The organism is Mesorhizobium sp. M1252, from assembly GCF_040318265.1.
In the GTDB taxonomy this organism is placed as follows: domain Bacteria; phylum Pseudomonadota; class Alphaproteobacteria; order Rhizobiales; family Rhizobiaceae; genus Mesorhizobium.
Window position 1 is genome coordinate 57,533 of sequence record NZ_JAMYLX010000015.1, and the last position, 15,231, is coordinate 72,763.

Annotated in this window: 14 protein-coding genes; 3 read left to right on the plus strand and 11 right to left on the minus strand. The window is 61.8% G+C overall.

The window, feature by feature from the left end; genetic code table 11:
- Positions 1 to 9 precede the first annotated feature (9 nt).
- Both NKH22_RS25250 and NKH22_RS25255 read right to left on the minus strand, forming a co-directional pair.
- Positions 10 to 507, minus strand: coding sequence for a hydrolase (locus tag NKH22_RS25250; RefSeq protein WP_023702861.1), 498 nt, complete (start codon positions 505 to 507; stop codon positions 10 to 12).
- A gap of 39 nt (positions 508 to 546) precedes the next feature.
- Positions 547 to 717: a hypothetical protein gene (locus NKH22_RS25255; protein ID WP_023672674.1), complete on the minus strand. Its 171-nt coding sequence runs from the start codon at positions 715 to 717 to the stop codon at positions 547 to 549.
- Between the two features lie 935 nt (positions 718 to 1,652).
- On the opposite strand from NKH22_RS25255, the gene NKH22_RS25260 reads away from it, so the two are divergent.
- The gene (locus tag NKH22_RS25260; protein ID WP_023682459.1) at positions 1,653 to 2,477 is read left to right on the plus strand and encodes an SIR2 family NAD-dependent protein deacylase; all 825 of its coding nucleotides are present in this window, start codon (positions 1,653 to 1,655) and stop codon (positions 2,475 to 2,477) included.
- A 129-nt stretch (positions 2,478 to 2,606) separates the two neighbouring features.
- On the opposite strand, the gene NKH22_RS25265 is transcribed toward NKH22_RS25260, so the two are convergent.
- The 3 genes from NKH22_RS25265 to NKH22_RS25275 all read right to left on the minus strand — a co-directional run bounded on the left by NKH22_RS25265 (position 2,607) and on the right by NKH22_RS25275 (position 4,830).
- Positions 2,607 to 3,674, minus strand: coding sequence for a M42 family metallopeptidase (locus NKH22_RS25265; protein WP_023682460.1), 1,068 nt, complete (start codon positions 3,672 to 3,674; stop codon positions 2,607 to 2,609).
- Between the two features lie 46 nt (positions 3,675 to 3,720).
- Complete coding sequence (locus tag NKH22_RS25270; protein WP_352911454.1) at positions 3,721 to 4,149, minus strand: GFA family protein; 429 nt, start codon at positions 4,147 to 4,149, stop codon at positions 3,721 to 3,723.
- A 69-nt stretch (positions 4,150 to 4,218) separates the two neighbouring features.
- Positions 4,219 to 4,830, minus strand: a complete 612-nt coding sequence (locus tag NKH22_RS25275; RefSeq protein WP_023682462.1) for an ATP-dependent Clp protease proteolytic subunit — start codon at positions 4,828 to 4,830, stop codon at positions 4,219 to 4,221.
- A gap of 445 nt (positions 4,831 to 5,275) precedes the next feature.
- Here NKH22_RS25275 and NKH22_RS25280 point away from each other — a divergent pair, with 445 nt between their 5' ends.
- A complete protein-coding gene (locus NKH22_RS25280) occupies positions 5,276 to 6,676 on the plus strand; it encodes a Do family serine endopeptidase (protein ID WP_023707500.1) in 1,401 nt (466 codons plus the stop codon).
- 183 nt (positions 6,677 to 6,859) lie between these two features.
- On the opposite strand, the gene NKH22_RS25285 is transcribed toward NKH22_RS25280, so the two are convergent.
- The 6 genes from NKH22_RS25285 to NKH22_RS25310 all read right to left on the minus strand — a co-directional run bounded on the left by NKH22_RS25285 (position 6,860) and on the right by NKH22_RS25310 (position 13,884).
- Positions 6,860 to 7,825: an ABC transporter permease gene (locus NKH22_RS25285; protein ID WP_023682464.1), complete on the minus strand. Its 966-nt coding sequence runs from the start codon at positions 7,823 to 7,825 to the stop codon at positions 6,860 to 6,862.
- A 3-nt stretch (positions 7,826 to 7,828) separates the two neighbouring features.
- Positions 7,829 to 8,833 carry an ABC transporter permease gene (locus tag NKH22_RS25290; RefSeq protein WP_023822669.1) on the minus strand — a complete coding sequence of 335 codons (1,005 nt, stop codon included), beginning with the start codon at positions 8,831 to 8,833 and terminating at the stop codon, positions 7,829 to 7,831.
- Positions 8,830 to 10,374, minus strand: a complete 1,545-nt coding sequence (locus NKH22_RS25295) for a sugar ABC transporter ATP-binding protein (RefSeq protein ID WP_352911458.1) — start codon at positions 10,372 to 10,374, stop codon at positions 8,830 to 8,832. The genes NKH22_RS25290 and NKH22_RS25295 overlap by 4 nt, the downstream gene beginning before the upstream one ends.
- A 60-nt stretch (positions 10,375 to 10,434) precedes the next feature.
- Positions 10,435 to 11,415, minus strand: a complete 981-nt coding sequence (locus tag NKH22_RS25300) for an ABC transporter substrate-binding protein (protein WP_023672664.1) — start codon at positions 11,413 to 11,415, stop codon at positions 10,435 to 10,437.
- A gap of 103 nt (positions 11,416 to 11,518) precedes the next feature.
- Positions 11,519 to 13,138: a GMC family oxidoreductase gene (locus NKH22_RS25305; protein ID WP_023743374.1), complete on the minus strand. Its 1,620-nt coding sequence runs from the start codon at positions 13,136 to 13,138 to the stop codon at positions 11,519 to 11,521.
- Positions 13,135 to 13,884: an FCD domain-containing protein gene (locus NKH22_RS25310; protein WP_023822666.1), complete on the minus strand. Its 750-nt coding sequence runs from the start codon at positions 13,882 to 13,884 to the stop codon at positions 13,135 to 13,137. The genes NKH22_RS25305 and NKH22_RS25310 overlap by 4 nt, the downstream gene beginning before the upstream one ends.
- 187 nt (positions 13,885 to 14,071) lie before the next feature.
- Between NKH22_RS25310 and NKH22_RS25315 the strand changes: the two genes are divergently transcribed.
- Positions 14,072 to 15,166, plus strand: coding sequence for a mandelate racemase/muconate lactonizing enzyme family protein (locus NKH22_RS25315; RefSeq protein ID WP_031198830.1), 1,095 nt, complete (start codon positions 14,072 to 14,074; stop codon positions 15,164 to 15,166).
- Positions 15,167 to 15,231: the final 65 nt, after the last annotated feature.

The window sequence follows — 15,231 nt, forward strand, 5'->3', positions numbered from 1 at the left end:
TCTGCCGGGCTAACCCCGCCGGCGACTGGCCTGAATGGCAGCAAAGGTTACCGGACGAAACCCCCAGGCGTCGACGCCGACATCATGCTGGCGCGTCATCGGCTTCAGACGACCGTGCGAATGACCGTGCAGGTTTACCGACCTCTTGCCGATCTGGTTCCAGGTGCGAAAAGGATAGTGGCACAGAACCAGCAAGCTGCCCTCGACAAGAAGCTCCATGTAGTGGTGCACGCTCGCCCAGGCCGGGTCGCCAATGGTGGCGGCGCCATCATTGTTGCCAATTATCAGGTGCTTGGACCCGTTAAGAGACGACAGCAGTGAAGAGACGGTCTCGGCTGGACCCTTGGCGAAATCGCCGAGGTGCCAGACCTCGTCGTTCGGGCCAACCGTTTCGTTCCAAAACGCAACCAGCGCCTGGTCATGCTCGACCAACGAGGCGAAGGGACGCCGGTCGAGGCGCAGAATGCGCGGATCGTTGAAATGCGTATCGGAAGTGAAGAAGATCATGCGCCGCGGCCGGCTGCGACGCGCGACCGGCGATCGCGTCTAACTGCCGGAGCGCTCTTCGGCTTCATCATCGATCCCGATCGGGGCTTCCCTAAGCATCTTGAGTGCCTCTTCCTTCGTAAGGCCGCACTTGCGCGCGAAGTAGAGCGCCTCGATCGCCTTTTCGCGATCCGCCGTGGATTTTGCGTGCTGTTTGGGCTTTTTGCCCATCGTTCTCTGCCACCTTCCGAGGCCACCAAACCATCACAGTGCCGCGTTGTTCCCGTGCATCGGCTGACCTGCCGGACTGCGCGAATGCCGATGTCGCCGACACCGCGCGAGCCCCGGACAGCGCGTATATCAGCCGGCTCGCGACAACGGCGGAGCGACTCCAACCCCGACAGCGTGAATTCAAACGAAAGCCCGCGCCGTGGGAGGGGCCGGCGCGGGCGATCGGGCTACCGATCTTGCAGCGCGGGGGTCGACCGCTGCATGGCTCGAACTGTGCAAGCGAGCATTTGTTCCGGGCCGCATGCAAAGCATCGGCGTTTCATTGCAATTCTGGGGGACACAACCAGCATTTCGCTTCAGTCCGCCGCCGATGTGGGAGGATGAATACCGCCTTGCGCTAATTCGTCCGCCCTGGACACGAAACCAACCGCGCATTGAGCGCGTAGCTTCGGCGATTTAAAAACACCTGCACTGGAATATTTCCGGGCGCATGGAACATCTCCGGCCGCTGATGTTTAGGCCGGAATGACGATGATCTCTGTTCTTACAATGATTTACTCTCTCGCCATCTTTATCGGCGCGAAGCGGCGCAACCTCTTGGTGAATGCGAAACTCGATAGAGTTTTGCGCAATATGGCTGGCGCAGAACTGAATCAACGTGGCCAGTAAACCGCAACACCGCCGGTTCCAGTTCACAGCCAGTGTCCTCGCGGCCGCTACCTCGGTTCGGGTGGCAAGCGGCTCGGCAGGACTGCAAGGGCCGCCCCCTCTGGGCTGGCTGGTGCGTGGTCGATCCGATTTCGTCGATGAGGGCGGAGCACGATGCTCCCGCAGTGCGCCGTGCTGGCTCGAATTGCGGGGCCGCGTCCACGATCCGCTCACGGGGCACGCACCTTTAGGTCCGGCCCACGCGAGTGGCTTCGGAGGACCTATCCATGAACGATGATGATCCTATAAATTCGCTCGCCAATGCAATTCGTCATCGCAGCGCAATTTTGTTTGTGGGGGCGGGGGTATCGATCAGCGTCGGACTTCCGTCTTGGGAGAAGCTCATCGAGCGAATGGCAAAGGAGCTCGGCGTCGACGATGAATTTTCCACGCGACGCGATCGTTTTCAGACCTTGGCCGAATACTATCGGATCAAGCATGGCAGCATCGGACCACTTCGCAGTTGGATGGACAGAAACTGGTCTGTCGCCAAGGAACGGATCGAGAAATCGGAATTGCACCGTCTCATCGTGACGCTCGATTTTCCCGTCATCTATACGACGAACTATGACCGGAACCTGGAACTCGCTTTTGAAATCCACGGTCGAGAGTACGTGAAAGTGGCCAACGCACGGCACGTTGCGCAGGCCCGTCGAGGCATAACGCACATCGTGAAATTTCACGGCGACTTTGACGAGGACTCTTCCCTTGTCCTCACCGAAACCGACTATCTTGACCGCCTGTCCTTCAATTCTCCCCTTGATGTCCGCTTTCGCTCCGACGCTCTCGGCAGCACGATCCTGTTCATTGGCTATAGCCTCTCCGATCCAAACATCCGGCTGCTGTTGCACCGGCTTTGGCAAACCTGGCACCGGTCTGGATATGAGAAAGATCGTCCCCCTTCGTTCATCTTCATGCCCAGCCGCAACCCTGTGGAGGAGGCCGTGCTTGGGCGCTGGGGTATTTCGGTGCTCGTTGGCGCAGGTGATGATCCTGAAGCCGGTCTGACGGATTTCCTCAGGCGTTTGGTGGAAGCGGTCGCGGTGACCTGAGGCGCGCTCCCCAGTGGACCGTGGTTGGGTTTTCGCAGGTGCGCGGTGACCGACGAACCGGGCGGTGGCCGACAGGCGCCAGATCGGCGACTGTTGGAGCCACGACTTCCACAATCAATCCCGCAGCGATCATCTTGGCGTGAAGTCGATCTCCGGCGTCAATTGCCGGCAATATGCACAAACCAAGTCAATCGTCGTTTGCACATCATCCAAGCAAACAACTTCGGACGGGGTATGCATGTAACGCAAAGGCACGGAGAGCACCCCACTTGCGACGCCGCCGCGGTTCTGCTGCATGACACGCGCGTCGGTAGGGCTTGAGCTGCCCACCGCCTGAAACTGATAAGGCAGGCCCTCTTTCTCGGCCACCGACTTCAGCAGATTGAACACCACCGGGTTGGTGTTCGCGCCTTGAGTGATTGCCGGCCCTTTCCCAAGGTCCAGTTTGCCCTGATCCTCGGCGCGAGCGCGCGGATAGTCCATCGCCACGCCCATATCGATTGCGAGGCCGGTTCGAGGCGCGATATTGAACGCCGAGGTCATCGCGCCTCGGGAACCGATTTCCTCTTGAACCGTACCCAGGATATAGAGCCCCACGCCGGGGTGAACGCCTCCCTCCTCAGAGAGGCAGCGCAGCACCTCGGCGCCGATGAGGAGGCCGACCTTGTTGTCGAACGCTCGTCCGACAGCAAGGTTGCCCTGGAGCGCTGCAAACTCGCCATGGATAGTCACCGCGCTGCCGACCTCTACGACCTTCAACGCTTCCTCTCGCGAACTCGCGCCGATATCGATCCACAGTTCCATCAGCGAGGGTGTTTGAGACGTGTCAGAGGCTTTGAAGGTCTGGATTGCTTTGCGACCCACGACCCCCAGGATCGGCTCTTTGCCGTGCACCCAGACACGCTGGCCGATTTCAGTGGCAACGTCCGTTCCACCTATGGTGCTGAAGAACAGAAAACCGTCATCGTCGATGTAGTGGACGATGAAGCCGACCTCATCCATGTGCCCGGCATACATGAAGCGCATAGACGCCTCAGGATTGATGATCGCTGTGACATTGCCCATGACGTCCGTCGTCAACCTGTGGGCATACGGACGAACATACTCGCGGAAAAGCTCCGCTACAGGTTGCTCAAAGCCGCTCGGCGACGGGGTCGCCACAATTTTCTTCAAGAACTTGAGTGATTCATCGCGCATGAAGCTGACTTTCACAGTTCATGGGTGGAGGGCCATTCGAGCATGGTCATACTCGTCGGGCTTCGCGCCAATTTTGGCCTTCTTCGGTGCGATCGCCCGCGAATTGGTCAGCCCAAGGCAGGTTGTGGAGCCAGGCTTCGCGCCGGGGGGTCCAAAGCTCGTATGCCGGGAGAAGGTCGTTTGGCGCATCATCGAGAGTGCCGATCATGATCTCGGCTTCGTCGTCGCGGAGGTTCACCAGGCGCGACCCGCATGCCGGACAAAAACCTCTGCCGTTGAATGCAACAAGCTCGCCCTTGCACTGGTAAGCCGACCGCGGCCACACGGCAAAGGCACTGTAGGTGCTGCCGCTGGTTCTCTTGCAATCCTGGCAATGACACAAGCCAACGCGCAACGGCGCGCCGGTGACAACATACCTCACAGACCCGCAAAGACAGCCGCCGGTCCGCTCTATCTTTTCAACCTTGCCGTTCATGGTCGCCGGAGCCATGAGTGAGGGAAGCGTGTTGGACTCGGCTCTGCCGTTTGCATCCGAGGCGTCAAGTTAATCGGCAATGTCTTCAACAAGGCCCAACTCCAAAGCTCTGGCTGCCATCAGGTAGCAGTTGGTCAAGGCATGGTCGCGCAGCTCTTCCAGCGATGTTCGAGAACCTTGGACGAGATCGGCGAACCCTTCATTCTCGAGTCGCTCTGCCGTTTCCAACAGCGCAAGTTGTTCGCGAACGATCTGAAGACAGCTTCGAATTGGTCCATTCAGAACCAAGTCTTTCTCAAGCCTTCTTTCATGAATCAGCAGGACTGCTTGCGGGCAAAGGAACCTGCAGGCTTTCGGGAAAGCGGCAAGGACCGTTACCCCGGCAGAGTAAACCGTATTCTTGCCAATGATGTAGCCGTTGCGGCCCGAGTGTTTCAGAAAAAGTTTGAACTCTAGAGCTAGACGTCGCGCGCCGTCGGCGTCGCCTCCGGGCGTGTCGATTTCAACGTAGAGATCGTCTTCCCCGGAACGCACGGCTTTCAAATCGTCCAAGGCTTTGGTGACGACAGTGTCATCAATCAAGCCGTGTATACGCAAGTTTGGATCGAACAAAAGCCGGTGAAGGTCTGGAGCGGGCGGCGGGGAGACGGTGTGTTCGGCTGACTGGGGCAACAGGTCCATATAGGCATCCTCATTATGGGGGCCGAACTTAGTTGGTACCCTTTTGTTCCCTTGAGGGAGTTCGAGCGGTGGTGATCACAGCCGCGTCTCTCGGCGGCTGTGGAGCTCCCTCTTTCATTGCAGATCCTTTTCGCACCAGGCCCGGTAGAGGCACCTCAGCCGCTAGGTTGGCTCCATCGGCATATCGGGCATTTGCCGGAGCTGACGCAGTCGCTTTGCTGATTTCTGCCACGTCCGCGACCAGTCCTGTGGACGGTTGAACTCAACGGCCTCAATGGTTCCCGGCTGCTGCCTTCCGGACCCCCGCGGTCGGGCTATTTTTCCTGGCCGTGCCATTTTTCCGGGGGGCTGAAACAAACAGCTTTGTTGGCAGTTCTAGCGTCCGGAGCACCGGCTCCGCGCGGCGCGGCCGAGCGGCCGGGGCTGTCCGGCAGGAGGTCCAGCAATGTCTCACGATATGCAAAGACGATTTGCAACGCGCTTGATCGCGGTTGCGCTGATGCTCTCGGCCAGTGGCGTGGCGCCTGTCCTGGCCCAGGATACCCCGACCGACTTCACAGCGATCATCCAGCAGAAATTGCCGGCCGTGGTCGCGATCACGACCCGGGAGGTTGTCCAGGACCAGACGACGGCGGGCGACTTTACAAGTCCGTTCGACGGCCAGGGCCTCGGACCCGTTCAGCCGCAGGTGAGGGAGGCGCTTGGCTCCGGATTTGTGATCAGTGCCGACGGCTACATCGTCACCAACAACCATGTCGTTGCCGATGCGACAGAGATCCATGTCGTATTTTCCGACAAGGAAACGGCGCCGGCGCAATTGGTCGGCCGTGACCCCGCCACCGATATAGCGGTGCTGAAGGTCGACCCGCGGCCCAACATGACCACGACCAAATGGGGTGACTCGGATGCAATGCAGCCGGGCGCATGGACAATCGCGATCGGCAGTCCCTTCGGGCTCGGAGGGACTGTCACTGTCGGCGTTCTTTCGGCCCGCTCGCGAGACATTCAAGCCGGGCCGTATGACGATTTTCTCCAGACGGACGCGTCGATCAATCGAGGCAACTCGGGCGGTCCGCTGTTCAACGCACGTGGCGAGGTGATCGGCGTCAACACCGCCATCGTCTCGCCGTCCGGCGGCAGCATCGGGATCGGGTTTGCGGTGCCATCGCGCACCGCCCAAAGCATCGCCGACCAGTTGATCAGAACCGGCCGGATCGAGCGTGGCTTCATCGGGGTCCGCCTGCAGGACATCACGCCGTCGCTGGCTGAGGCCCTCGGGATGAAAGATGACAAGGGCGCGCTGGTTGCTTCGGTCGAGCCCGGCAGCCCGGCGGAGAAAGCCGGCTTGAAGCCGGGTGACGTGATCACCCGGTTCAACGGCAAGGGCATTGAGGGTGTCCATGACCTCACGCTTGCGACGGCTAGCCAGAAGCCTGGCAGCAAGGCCACTCTGACACGGAGTAACGGCGGAAAGGACCAGGAGATCGCGCTTGTCATCGGTGAGCGCAAGGATGCGGAGGTGAAGACCGGCGCTGTTCCCGACAAGAAGTCGGCGGCCGAAGGCCTCGGCCTATCCCTCAGCCCGATTCCGGATCAGGCGCGTCAGCAGCTAGGCATCAAATCAGGAACAACCGGCGTCTTCGTCGTGGAAGTGGTTCCCGATGGCCTTGCCGCCCGGAGCGGATTGCAGCCCGGCGATGTCATCATATCGGCCAACAATCGCCGCGTGACGGAGCCTTCGGATATCGTCGAGGAGTGGGCGAACTCTCGCCGGCAGAGCAAGCCCATCCTGTTTCGGCTGGAAAGGCAGGGGCAGTCCGTGTTCGTGGCGGTCGCCGGGAAATGACCGTCTCCAGGACGGCCATGTGACTGCACCAGGATCCGCTTGCGGATCCTGCTCCAAGGGTGTCGGACCCCAGGTGCACCGGGGAAGCATCGCCGCAGAAAGTCTGCGGGATGCGCTCATCGGCCGGGTGCGCAACGCGCACTGATTCTGCAGCGCCATCGTGCTCGAAGGCGCTCGCCATCCTCAGGCAGTTTCGCGCCTTGCCGTAAGCCGTGCCTGGAGAAGGACGACGACGAGCAAAAACAGCCCGCGGATCACCGACTGCCAGTAGGCTGACAGCGAAATCCAGCCCATGCCGTTTTCGAAGTTCAGGACGTTGAAAAGGATGCCGAGCAACAGCACGCCGGCCAGCGTGGTCAACACCGAGCCAGAGCCGCCGGTCAGCAGCGTCCCGCCCACGACGACCGCTGCGATGGCAAACAGTTCCCAGCCGACGCCCTCGATCGGCTGGCCTGCGCCGAACTGAGAAGCGAGGACGACGCCGGCGAGCCCGGCCAGGCACCCGCTTGCGACATAGACGAGAAATTTGACGCCGTCCGTGCGCAGCCCCATCAGCCGCGAGGCATCCTCGCCGCCGCCGATGGCCAGCACCGTCCGTCCCGTGCTGGTGTAGTTCAGGACCACTGAGCCGACGGCATAGGCAACCAGGGCGATGACTGCCGGAATCGGGAAAATCCAGAAATTCCCTTGGCCGATGGCGGTGAAACCCGAATCGTAAGACACCGAAACGGTCTGGTTGCCGGCCAGAAGCAGCGCCGAGCCGCTTGCGGCCAGCATGGTGGCAAGCGTGGCGATGAAAGGCATCAGGTTGCCGCGCGTAACCAGGAGCGCGTTGATCAGCCCGGCTGCCAGGCCGGCGCCAACGCCCGCTGCAAGGCCTGCCACGATGCCGTGCGGGCTCGCCAGGGCTGACGCGACGCTGCCCAAGGCGGCGACGGAGCCGACGGACAGGTCTATGCCGCCGGTCATGATCACGAAGCACATGCCGAGCGCGACGAGCGCGAACATCGAGTTGTAGCGCAGAACGCTCATCACGTTGAAGAGGCCGAGGAAGCGGTCGTAGCGCAGGAATCCGAACAGGACGAGGGCTGCAAGCGCGATGACGACACCGTAAGTGCCGATGATGCGAACCAGTCTGGCGCTGTTCATGGATTACACCCGGTGTTGCTGCTGCAGCCAGACGGCGAATGCGATGATGCCGGCCTTGACGACGAGCGCAGCGGCGTCGGGTACGCCATTGGCGAGCAGCGTGTAGCGCACCAACTGGATGGTCAGTGCGCCCAGCAGGGTGCCGATGATTGTGGCCTTTCCGCCACTCAACAGCGTGCCGCCCACCGCGACCGCCGCGATGGCGTCGAGTTCCATGCCCAGCCCCACGAGATTGGCGTCGCTGGAGGAGTTGATCGCAATGACGACGAGACCGGCTAGCCCCGCGCACAGGCCGCTGATCGCATAGACAGCGAGCTTGATCCTCGATACGGCGATGCCGGCGAGTTCAGAGGCCTTTTCATTGCCGCCGACCGCCAGGATGCTTCGCCCGAACACCGTGCGGTGAAGGGCCCAAGCGGCCGCCGCAACCAGCACGGCCATGATGATGACCTGCGCGGGAATGCCGAGCGGGCGGGCAAGTCCGATCCACTGGAATTGCGGCACGCGGAAGGTCTGCAGATTGCCGTTGGTCATGACCTGCGCGATCCCGCGCCCGGTGATGAACAGCACGAGCGTTGCGACGATCGGTTGGATGCGGAAACGCGAGACCAACCAGCCGTTGAACAGCCCGAACAGGCCGGCGACGAGGATCGAGGCAATCATCGCGACGGCTACCGCCAGATAGATGTTTCCGACCGGGAAGATCGTGCCCATGAAGATCATCGGCGCCAATGCGCCGGAGATCGCCATCAGCGAACCAACCGACAGGTCGATGCCGCCGGTGGCGATCACCAGGGTCATCCCCACCGCGACGATCACAATTGTGCAGACCTGGGTTAGGTTGACGTTGAGTGTCTGCAGCGTCGCGAAATTGCGCGTATAGGCAAGGTTGAAGACCACCAGCAGCACAAGCGCGATCACCGTGCCGTAGCGCGCCAGGAAACCGAACACATCAAAGCGGCGGTTTCCAGCGTCGTTGGCTGCGGATGGTGTGGCCAGATCGCTCACGCTGCCTCCTTCGCCGCGCCGCCATGCGCCATCGCCGCGAGCACGTCCTCCTCGTTGGCTGCCTGGCCTTCCAGTTCGGCCACCCTCACTCCTTCGCGCAGCACGAATATGCGGTCGGCTCCTTCCATCACTTCCTCGAGTTCCGAGGAGATCATCAGCACGCCGAGCCCGTCATCGGCAAGCTTGCGGATGAGGCGCTGGATCTCGGCCTTGGCCCCGACATCGATGCCGCGCGTCGGCTCATCGAGAATGAGCAGCTTCGGGTTCATCGCCATCCAGCGGGCAAGCAGCACCTTTTGCTGGTTTCCGCCCGACAGCTCGCGGACCTTCTGGTTGGGCCCCGAGCATTTGATGTCGAGTTCACGAATGAAGCGCTCGACGATCTCCTTCTGCCGGGCCTCGTTCAGGATGCCATTGCGGCTGATTTTCGGCAGCAGTGCCAGTGTTATGTTCTCCGCGACGGTCATTTCCGGCACGATGCCCTCGGCCTTGCGGTCCTCGGTGCAGAAGCCCATCCCCGCGGCGACGGCATCCGCGGCACGTGCGGGATGGTAGGACGCGCCCTCCATCGTCATCTCGCCTGCGCTCCGGCGGTCGGCGCCGAATACGAGGCGGGCTGTTTCGGTGCGGCCGGCGCCGAGCAAGCCGGCAAAGCCGGCGATCTCGCCGCGGCGCAGGTCGAAGCTCACGTCACGCACCAACTGGCCGGCTGCCAGCCTTTGCGCGGTAAACAGCACATCACCGATCCTCGACCGATCGCGTTCGCCGAACGCGGTCGCGTGGCCTTCGACGGCTGCGACGTCGCGGCCGAGCATGGCCGCGACCAGCTCCAGCTTGCCGATGTCGCTCATCGCCGCGCTTCGCACCGTGCGGCCGTCACGCATGATCGTGACCCGGTCGCAGACCTCGTACAACTCGTCGAGCTTGTGGCTGACGAACAGAACGGAGACGCCGTCGGCCTTGAGCTGACGGATAACGCTGAACAAGACCGAGACTTCACGCTCGTCCAGCGAGGAGGTCGGCTCATCCATGATCACGAGGCGGGCGGAAAAGCCGATGGCGCGGGCGATCGCCACCATCTGCTGCGTGGCGGTGTTGAAATCGCTGAGCGGGCGGCGCACGTCGATGCCGATCGAGAAGCGGCTGAGCAGGCGCTCGGCTTCCGCATGCATCGCGCTCCAGTCGAGCAGGCCGCGGCGGCGCTTCTCGCGTCCAAGGCAGATGTTCTCGGTCACCGAGCGCAGCGGTACGAGATTGATCTCCTGGTAGATGGTGCTGATGCCGCTGACCTGCGCCTGATGCGGAGACCCAACTTCGAACGGCTTCCGTTCGAACAGCACCTGCCCCGCATCCCGGCGGTAATAGCCGGTGAGCACCTTGATAAGTGTCGATTTGCCCGCACCGTTCTGGCCGATGAGTGCGTGGATCTCGCCCGGAAGAACCTGGAGCGAGGCATCGGCCAGGGCAGGGATGCCGGCAAAACGCTTCTGGATGTCACGCATGTCCAGGAGCAGCGCGGCTTGGTCCGGCTGAGCGGTCATCGTCAAACTCCCAAACCCTACCCGCCGAAGCGGGTAGGGCAACTGGAAAGAAAGTGGATATCAGAACGCAATATCGAAGTCTTTCTTCGCGTTCGTGGCGTCGAAGAAGGCATCCTCGTTCTTGATGAACGGCGGGATCTTCTTGCCGGCCGCATAGTCGGCCATCGTAGCGAAGGCCTTCGGCCCGAACAGCGGACTACAAGCGCAGATAGCGCCGATCTTGCCGTCAATGATCGCCTGGACGCCTTCCTTCTCGCCGTCGATCGACAAGATCAGCACATCCTTGCCCGGGGTCTTGCCGGCTGCTTCCAAAGCGGCGATGGCGCCCAGCGCCATCTCATCATTGTGCGCGTAGATGATATCCGCATCAGGGTGCGCCTGAAGCAGCGTCTCGGCGACCTGCCGGCCCTTGTCACGAGCGAAGTCGCCGGACTGCGACGCCAGGATGGTGAACTGCGAGTGCTTGGCGATGAAATCGTCGAAGCCTTTCTTGCGGTCGGTAGCGGCCGAGGCTCCGGTCGTGCCTTCCAGCTCGATGATTTTCGACTTGCCATTGGCGTTCTTGACCAGCCATTCGCCGACGCGGGTCGCCTCCTCGATGAAATCCGAACCGATGAAGCAGACATAATCCTCGCCCGGCTTGGCCATGGTGTGATCAACGTCGCGGTCGACCAGAAACACCGGTATGCCGGCATCGCGCGCGGCAAGAATGACCGGCACCAGGGGCTTGTCTTCGCGGGGCGGCAGGAAGATTGCGTCGACGCCCTGCGCGATCATCGAGTTCACGTCGGAGGCCTGCTTGGCCGACGAACCGGCGGCATCCGTGTAGACCAGCTGATGGCCGAGCTTGGCGGCTTCGTCCTGCATGCTCTTGGTCTCGGCAAGGCGCCACGGATTGTTGCTTTCCGTCTGGGCGAAACCGACCTTGTACTTGTCCTTCTTGGCGAGTGGCGGGAGCGCCGCGAAGGCGCGTGAGCCGAGTGTCAGCGCAACCGCGCCGGCAGCGGAGCCAACCAGTAGTTTTCGACGGGTAATGATCATGCTCTTTCCTCCTTTATTGTCGCTTTCAGCGACTGTGTAATTTCCTCACGATATCGGCCCAAACGGCTTCGGCGATGAGGCCGTCGGCAAGCTGGATCCGGCGCTATGCCGCCTCCAAAATAAAGTCGGCGCAGCGGTCGCCCAGCATCATGGCGGGCGCCGCCGTATTGCCGGCATTGATGTTGGGGCAGGCCGACATGTCGGCAACCCGCAGATTGTCTATTCCGCGCACGCGCAGCGCCGCGTCCAGCACCGCCATCCGGTCGCTGTCCGAGCCCATCCGGCATGTCCCGGCCGGATGGTAGTTGGTCTTCACAAAGCGCTTGCAATGCTTTGTCATGGCTTCGTCGCTGAGATCATCCTGGCTTGGCACGGCAATGGCCTTGACCCGATCGGCGAGCGGCTTGGTCTGAAAAGCCTGCAGGAAATAACGCTGGCCGGAGATCATTTCCCTCATGTCGTCGGGATGTTTAAGGAGGTTCGGCGAAACGATCGGCATGTCCTTCGGATCCGCCGAACGCAGCCTTACGAAACCGCGCGACTTTGGCTTCACCACCACTGTCGTCACGGTAAGCCCATAGGTGTTCTCGACCAAGGTCAGGATATCGCGGTCCAGATAGACGTGCGGCACGCAGAAGGCCTGGATCGTCGGTTCGCCCTCGGGATCGGCCGGATTGACGAAGGCTCCGGCCTCCACCCCCGCTGACAGGATCGTGCCGGTGCCGAAGAGCTTGAAATGCAGGCCGTTCCTGATCATCCTCCAACCTTGGCCCTGCCTGAAATAGCCGTATGGGCCGTTTGCGGTGGCGATGATCGGCACCTCTGGATGGTCGATCAGGTTTTCGCCGACCCCGGGCAGGTCGGCGACGCAGGAAATGCCGTGCCCGGCAAGCGCCTCGGCGGGGCCGATGCCGGACAGCATGAGCAGTTTCGGCGAGACGAGGGCACCGGACGAGACGATCACGTCGGCATCCGCATGGACGGTATGCTCGGCGCCCGACGCATCCGAATAGACGACGCCGGTGACCCGACCGTTTTCGATCAGCAGCCGGCTGACTGTGCAATTGAGTTTCAGCGTCAGCTTGGGATCATTCGTCAGCGGCTCGATGAAGGCATAGGCGGCGCTGCTGCGCTTTCCCCGCCGGTTCATGAACTGGTAGAAGCCGACCCCGCGCTGCGACGGTCCGTTGAAGTCATGGTTGTACGGCAATCCAAGGCCTTGGACGGCCTGGACGAACCAACGGGAAACATCATCGATGTGGCCTGGATCCGAGACCAGCAGCGGACCTTCGCTGCCATGCAGTTCGCCGCCGAGGCGGTTGTTTCCCTCCATGCCGGTGAAATGCGGCAGCACCGCCTGCCAGTTCCAGCGCACGCCGGCATTGTTGCCGCGCAGCAGTTCGTCCCACTCCTCATAGTCGGCCGAGCGGCCTCGCATGTAGACCTGGGCGTTGACCGAGGTGCCGCCGCCCAGCACGTTGCCTTGCGAGATTTCATGGACGCGGCCGTCGAGATGGGCCTGCGGCTCGGTGCGGTGATAGCGCATGAATTTCGAGCCGTTGATCATCTTGAAGATGCCGGGCGGCATGTCGAGCAAGGGGTGATGATGGGAATGGCCGGCCTCCAGCAGCAGGGTTCGCCGTCCCGCTTTGACAAGCCTTGCCGTCGCGACGCAGCCGGCTGCTCCGCCGCCCACCACGATATGGTCGTAGGACTGCGTCATGCCTCCGGCGCCTCACGGCTTTCGAATGTTCCGCGGACATACTCCCAGGCCGCCGAGAGGTGGTTGAGCAGCGCCCGCTCGGCGCCGTCAGGATCTCGCTCAAGGATGGCCGTGCAGATTTCACGATGGCTGAGGAAATTCACGCGGTTGCGCTCGGGCGACCGTGGCATGCGCATCCAATGCGGCGACAGCCATGCGGTAAATGCCTTGTGCACGACAGGCAGCACCGGGTTGCGCGCGATGTCATAGAGCGCTGCGTGGAACGCCACGTCCGTCGCATAGAATTTCTCGGAATCCGGGATGGCCGCCTCGTTCATCGCCAGCGCCGCCCTCAGGGCTGTGACGTCATCCTTGCGGGCATGGATGGCGGCGTTGCGCGCCAGCGACGCCTCGAGGAAGACGCGCATGTCGTAGAGGTTCTTCACGCCCGCCTGGTCGCTCAGCAGATGTCCTACAATGCCGTCGAGGGCGCCGAGCGCGGCATCCAGGCCAGGCCGGCGCGCCACGGGCCGGAACCGCGGACGCGCTTCCACCAGGCCGCGGCTGGCCAGGCGCGCAATCGCCTCACGCACAACGCCCCGGCCCACACCATATTCGATCATCAGTTCGCGCTCGGCCGGCAGGTAGCTGCCGTCGCCAAGCCTTCCGGACGTGATGTCGGCCTCTATGCCGGCCACCATCGCGTCGGCCGCGCGGGCGGCGAGAATAGCCGCGGGCATCTCAGGACGCTCTTCCGTATTCAGCAAGCCTTTTCCTCCCAGATGGTCCTGTTATTAGAAGGTAAATCGGACCAAAGCACAAGCGGATTGATGCTTTTGTAGGACCAAAAATGACAGACTGGCTTCAGAACCGCTGAAAGATCAGCCACATTGTTGCTAGTCAGCGCTGCCGGTGCAATTATGGTCCGATGAAAAAACCTGAATGGAGCGCAGCATGAGCCGCACCGAAATCAAGGAAGTCGAGACCCGGCTGTTCCGGGTCCCACTGCGTGAGGTGATGACCGATGCCAAGCACGGCGCGCACACGCATTTCGAGCTGGTCACCGTCACGCTGAGGCTTGCCGACGGCACCGAGGGCACAGGCTACACCTACACCGGCGGCAAGGGCGGCTATGCCATCAAGGCAATGATCGATCACGACCTCGCGCCGTTCCTCAAGGCACGCGACACGACGCAGATCGACACGATTTACGACGGCATGCTCTGGCACATCCACTATGTCGGGCGCGGCGGCATCGCTTCTTTCGCGATCTCGGCGATCGACATCGCGTTGTGGGACCTCAAGGGCCGGCGTAGCGGCCTGCCGCTTTGGCAGATGGCGGGCGGGGCCGGGAAGAGTGCCAAGGCCTATCGCGGCGGCATCGACCTAAACTTTACCCTCGATCAGCTTTTGGCCAGCATCGATTCCTATCTCAATGCCGGCTTCACCGGGGTGAAGATCAAGGTCGGCAAGGACGACCTGGCCGAGGATGTGGCCCGGGTGAAAGCAGTTCGCGAGCGCATAGGACATCACATCACCTTTATGGTTGACGCCAACTACGCGCTCGACGTCCCGCGAGCGATCGAGGCAGCGAGAGCATTCGCCGCCTACGATCTGCTGTGGTTCGAGGAGCCCATCATACCCGACGACTATGAGGGTTACGCCAGCATTGCCAAGGCGACCGGAATGCCCCTGGCAATGGGAGAAAACCTGCATGTCATCGAGGAGTTCGAGCATGCCTTCGCTTGGTCGGATCTCGCCTACATCCAACCCGACGCCTCCAACTGCGGCGGGGTCACGGGCTGGCTGCGCGTGGCAGCGCTCTCACGCAAGGCTGGCATTCCGGTCTGCAGTCACGGGATGCAGGAACTTCATGTCAGTCTCGTTGCAGGTCAGACAAATGCCGGCTGGGTGGAGGCGCATAGTTTCGATATTGACCTTTACACCACCGAGCCGCTTAGGCTTCAGGATGGTTTGGCGATAGCACCCGACGAGCCTGGAGTGGGCGTTGTCTTCGACTGGCGCAAATTGGCGGATTTTCGCCAATAGCGCCTTGCATGGAACATCGTGCCTGTCGCTGCCGTTTAGAAATCTTGGAGGCGGCCGCATGCATT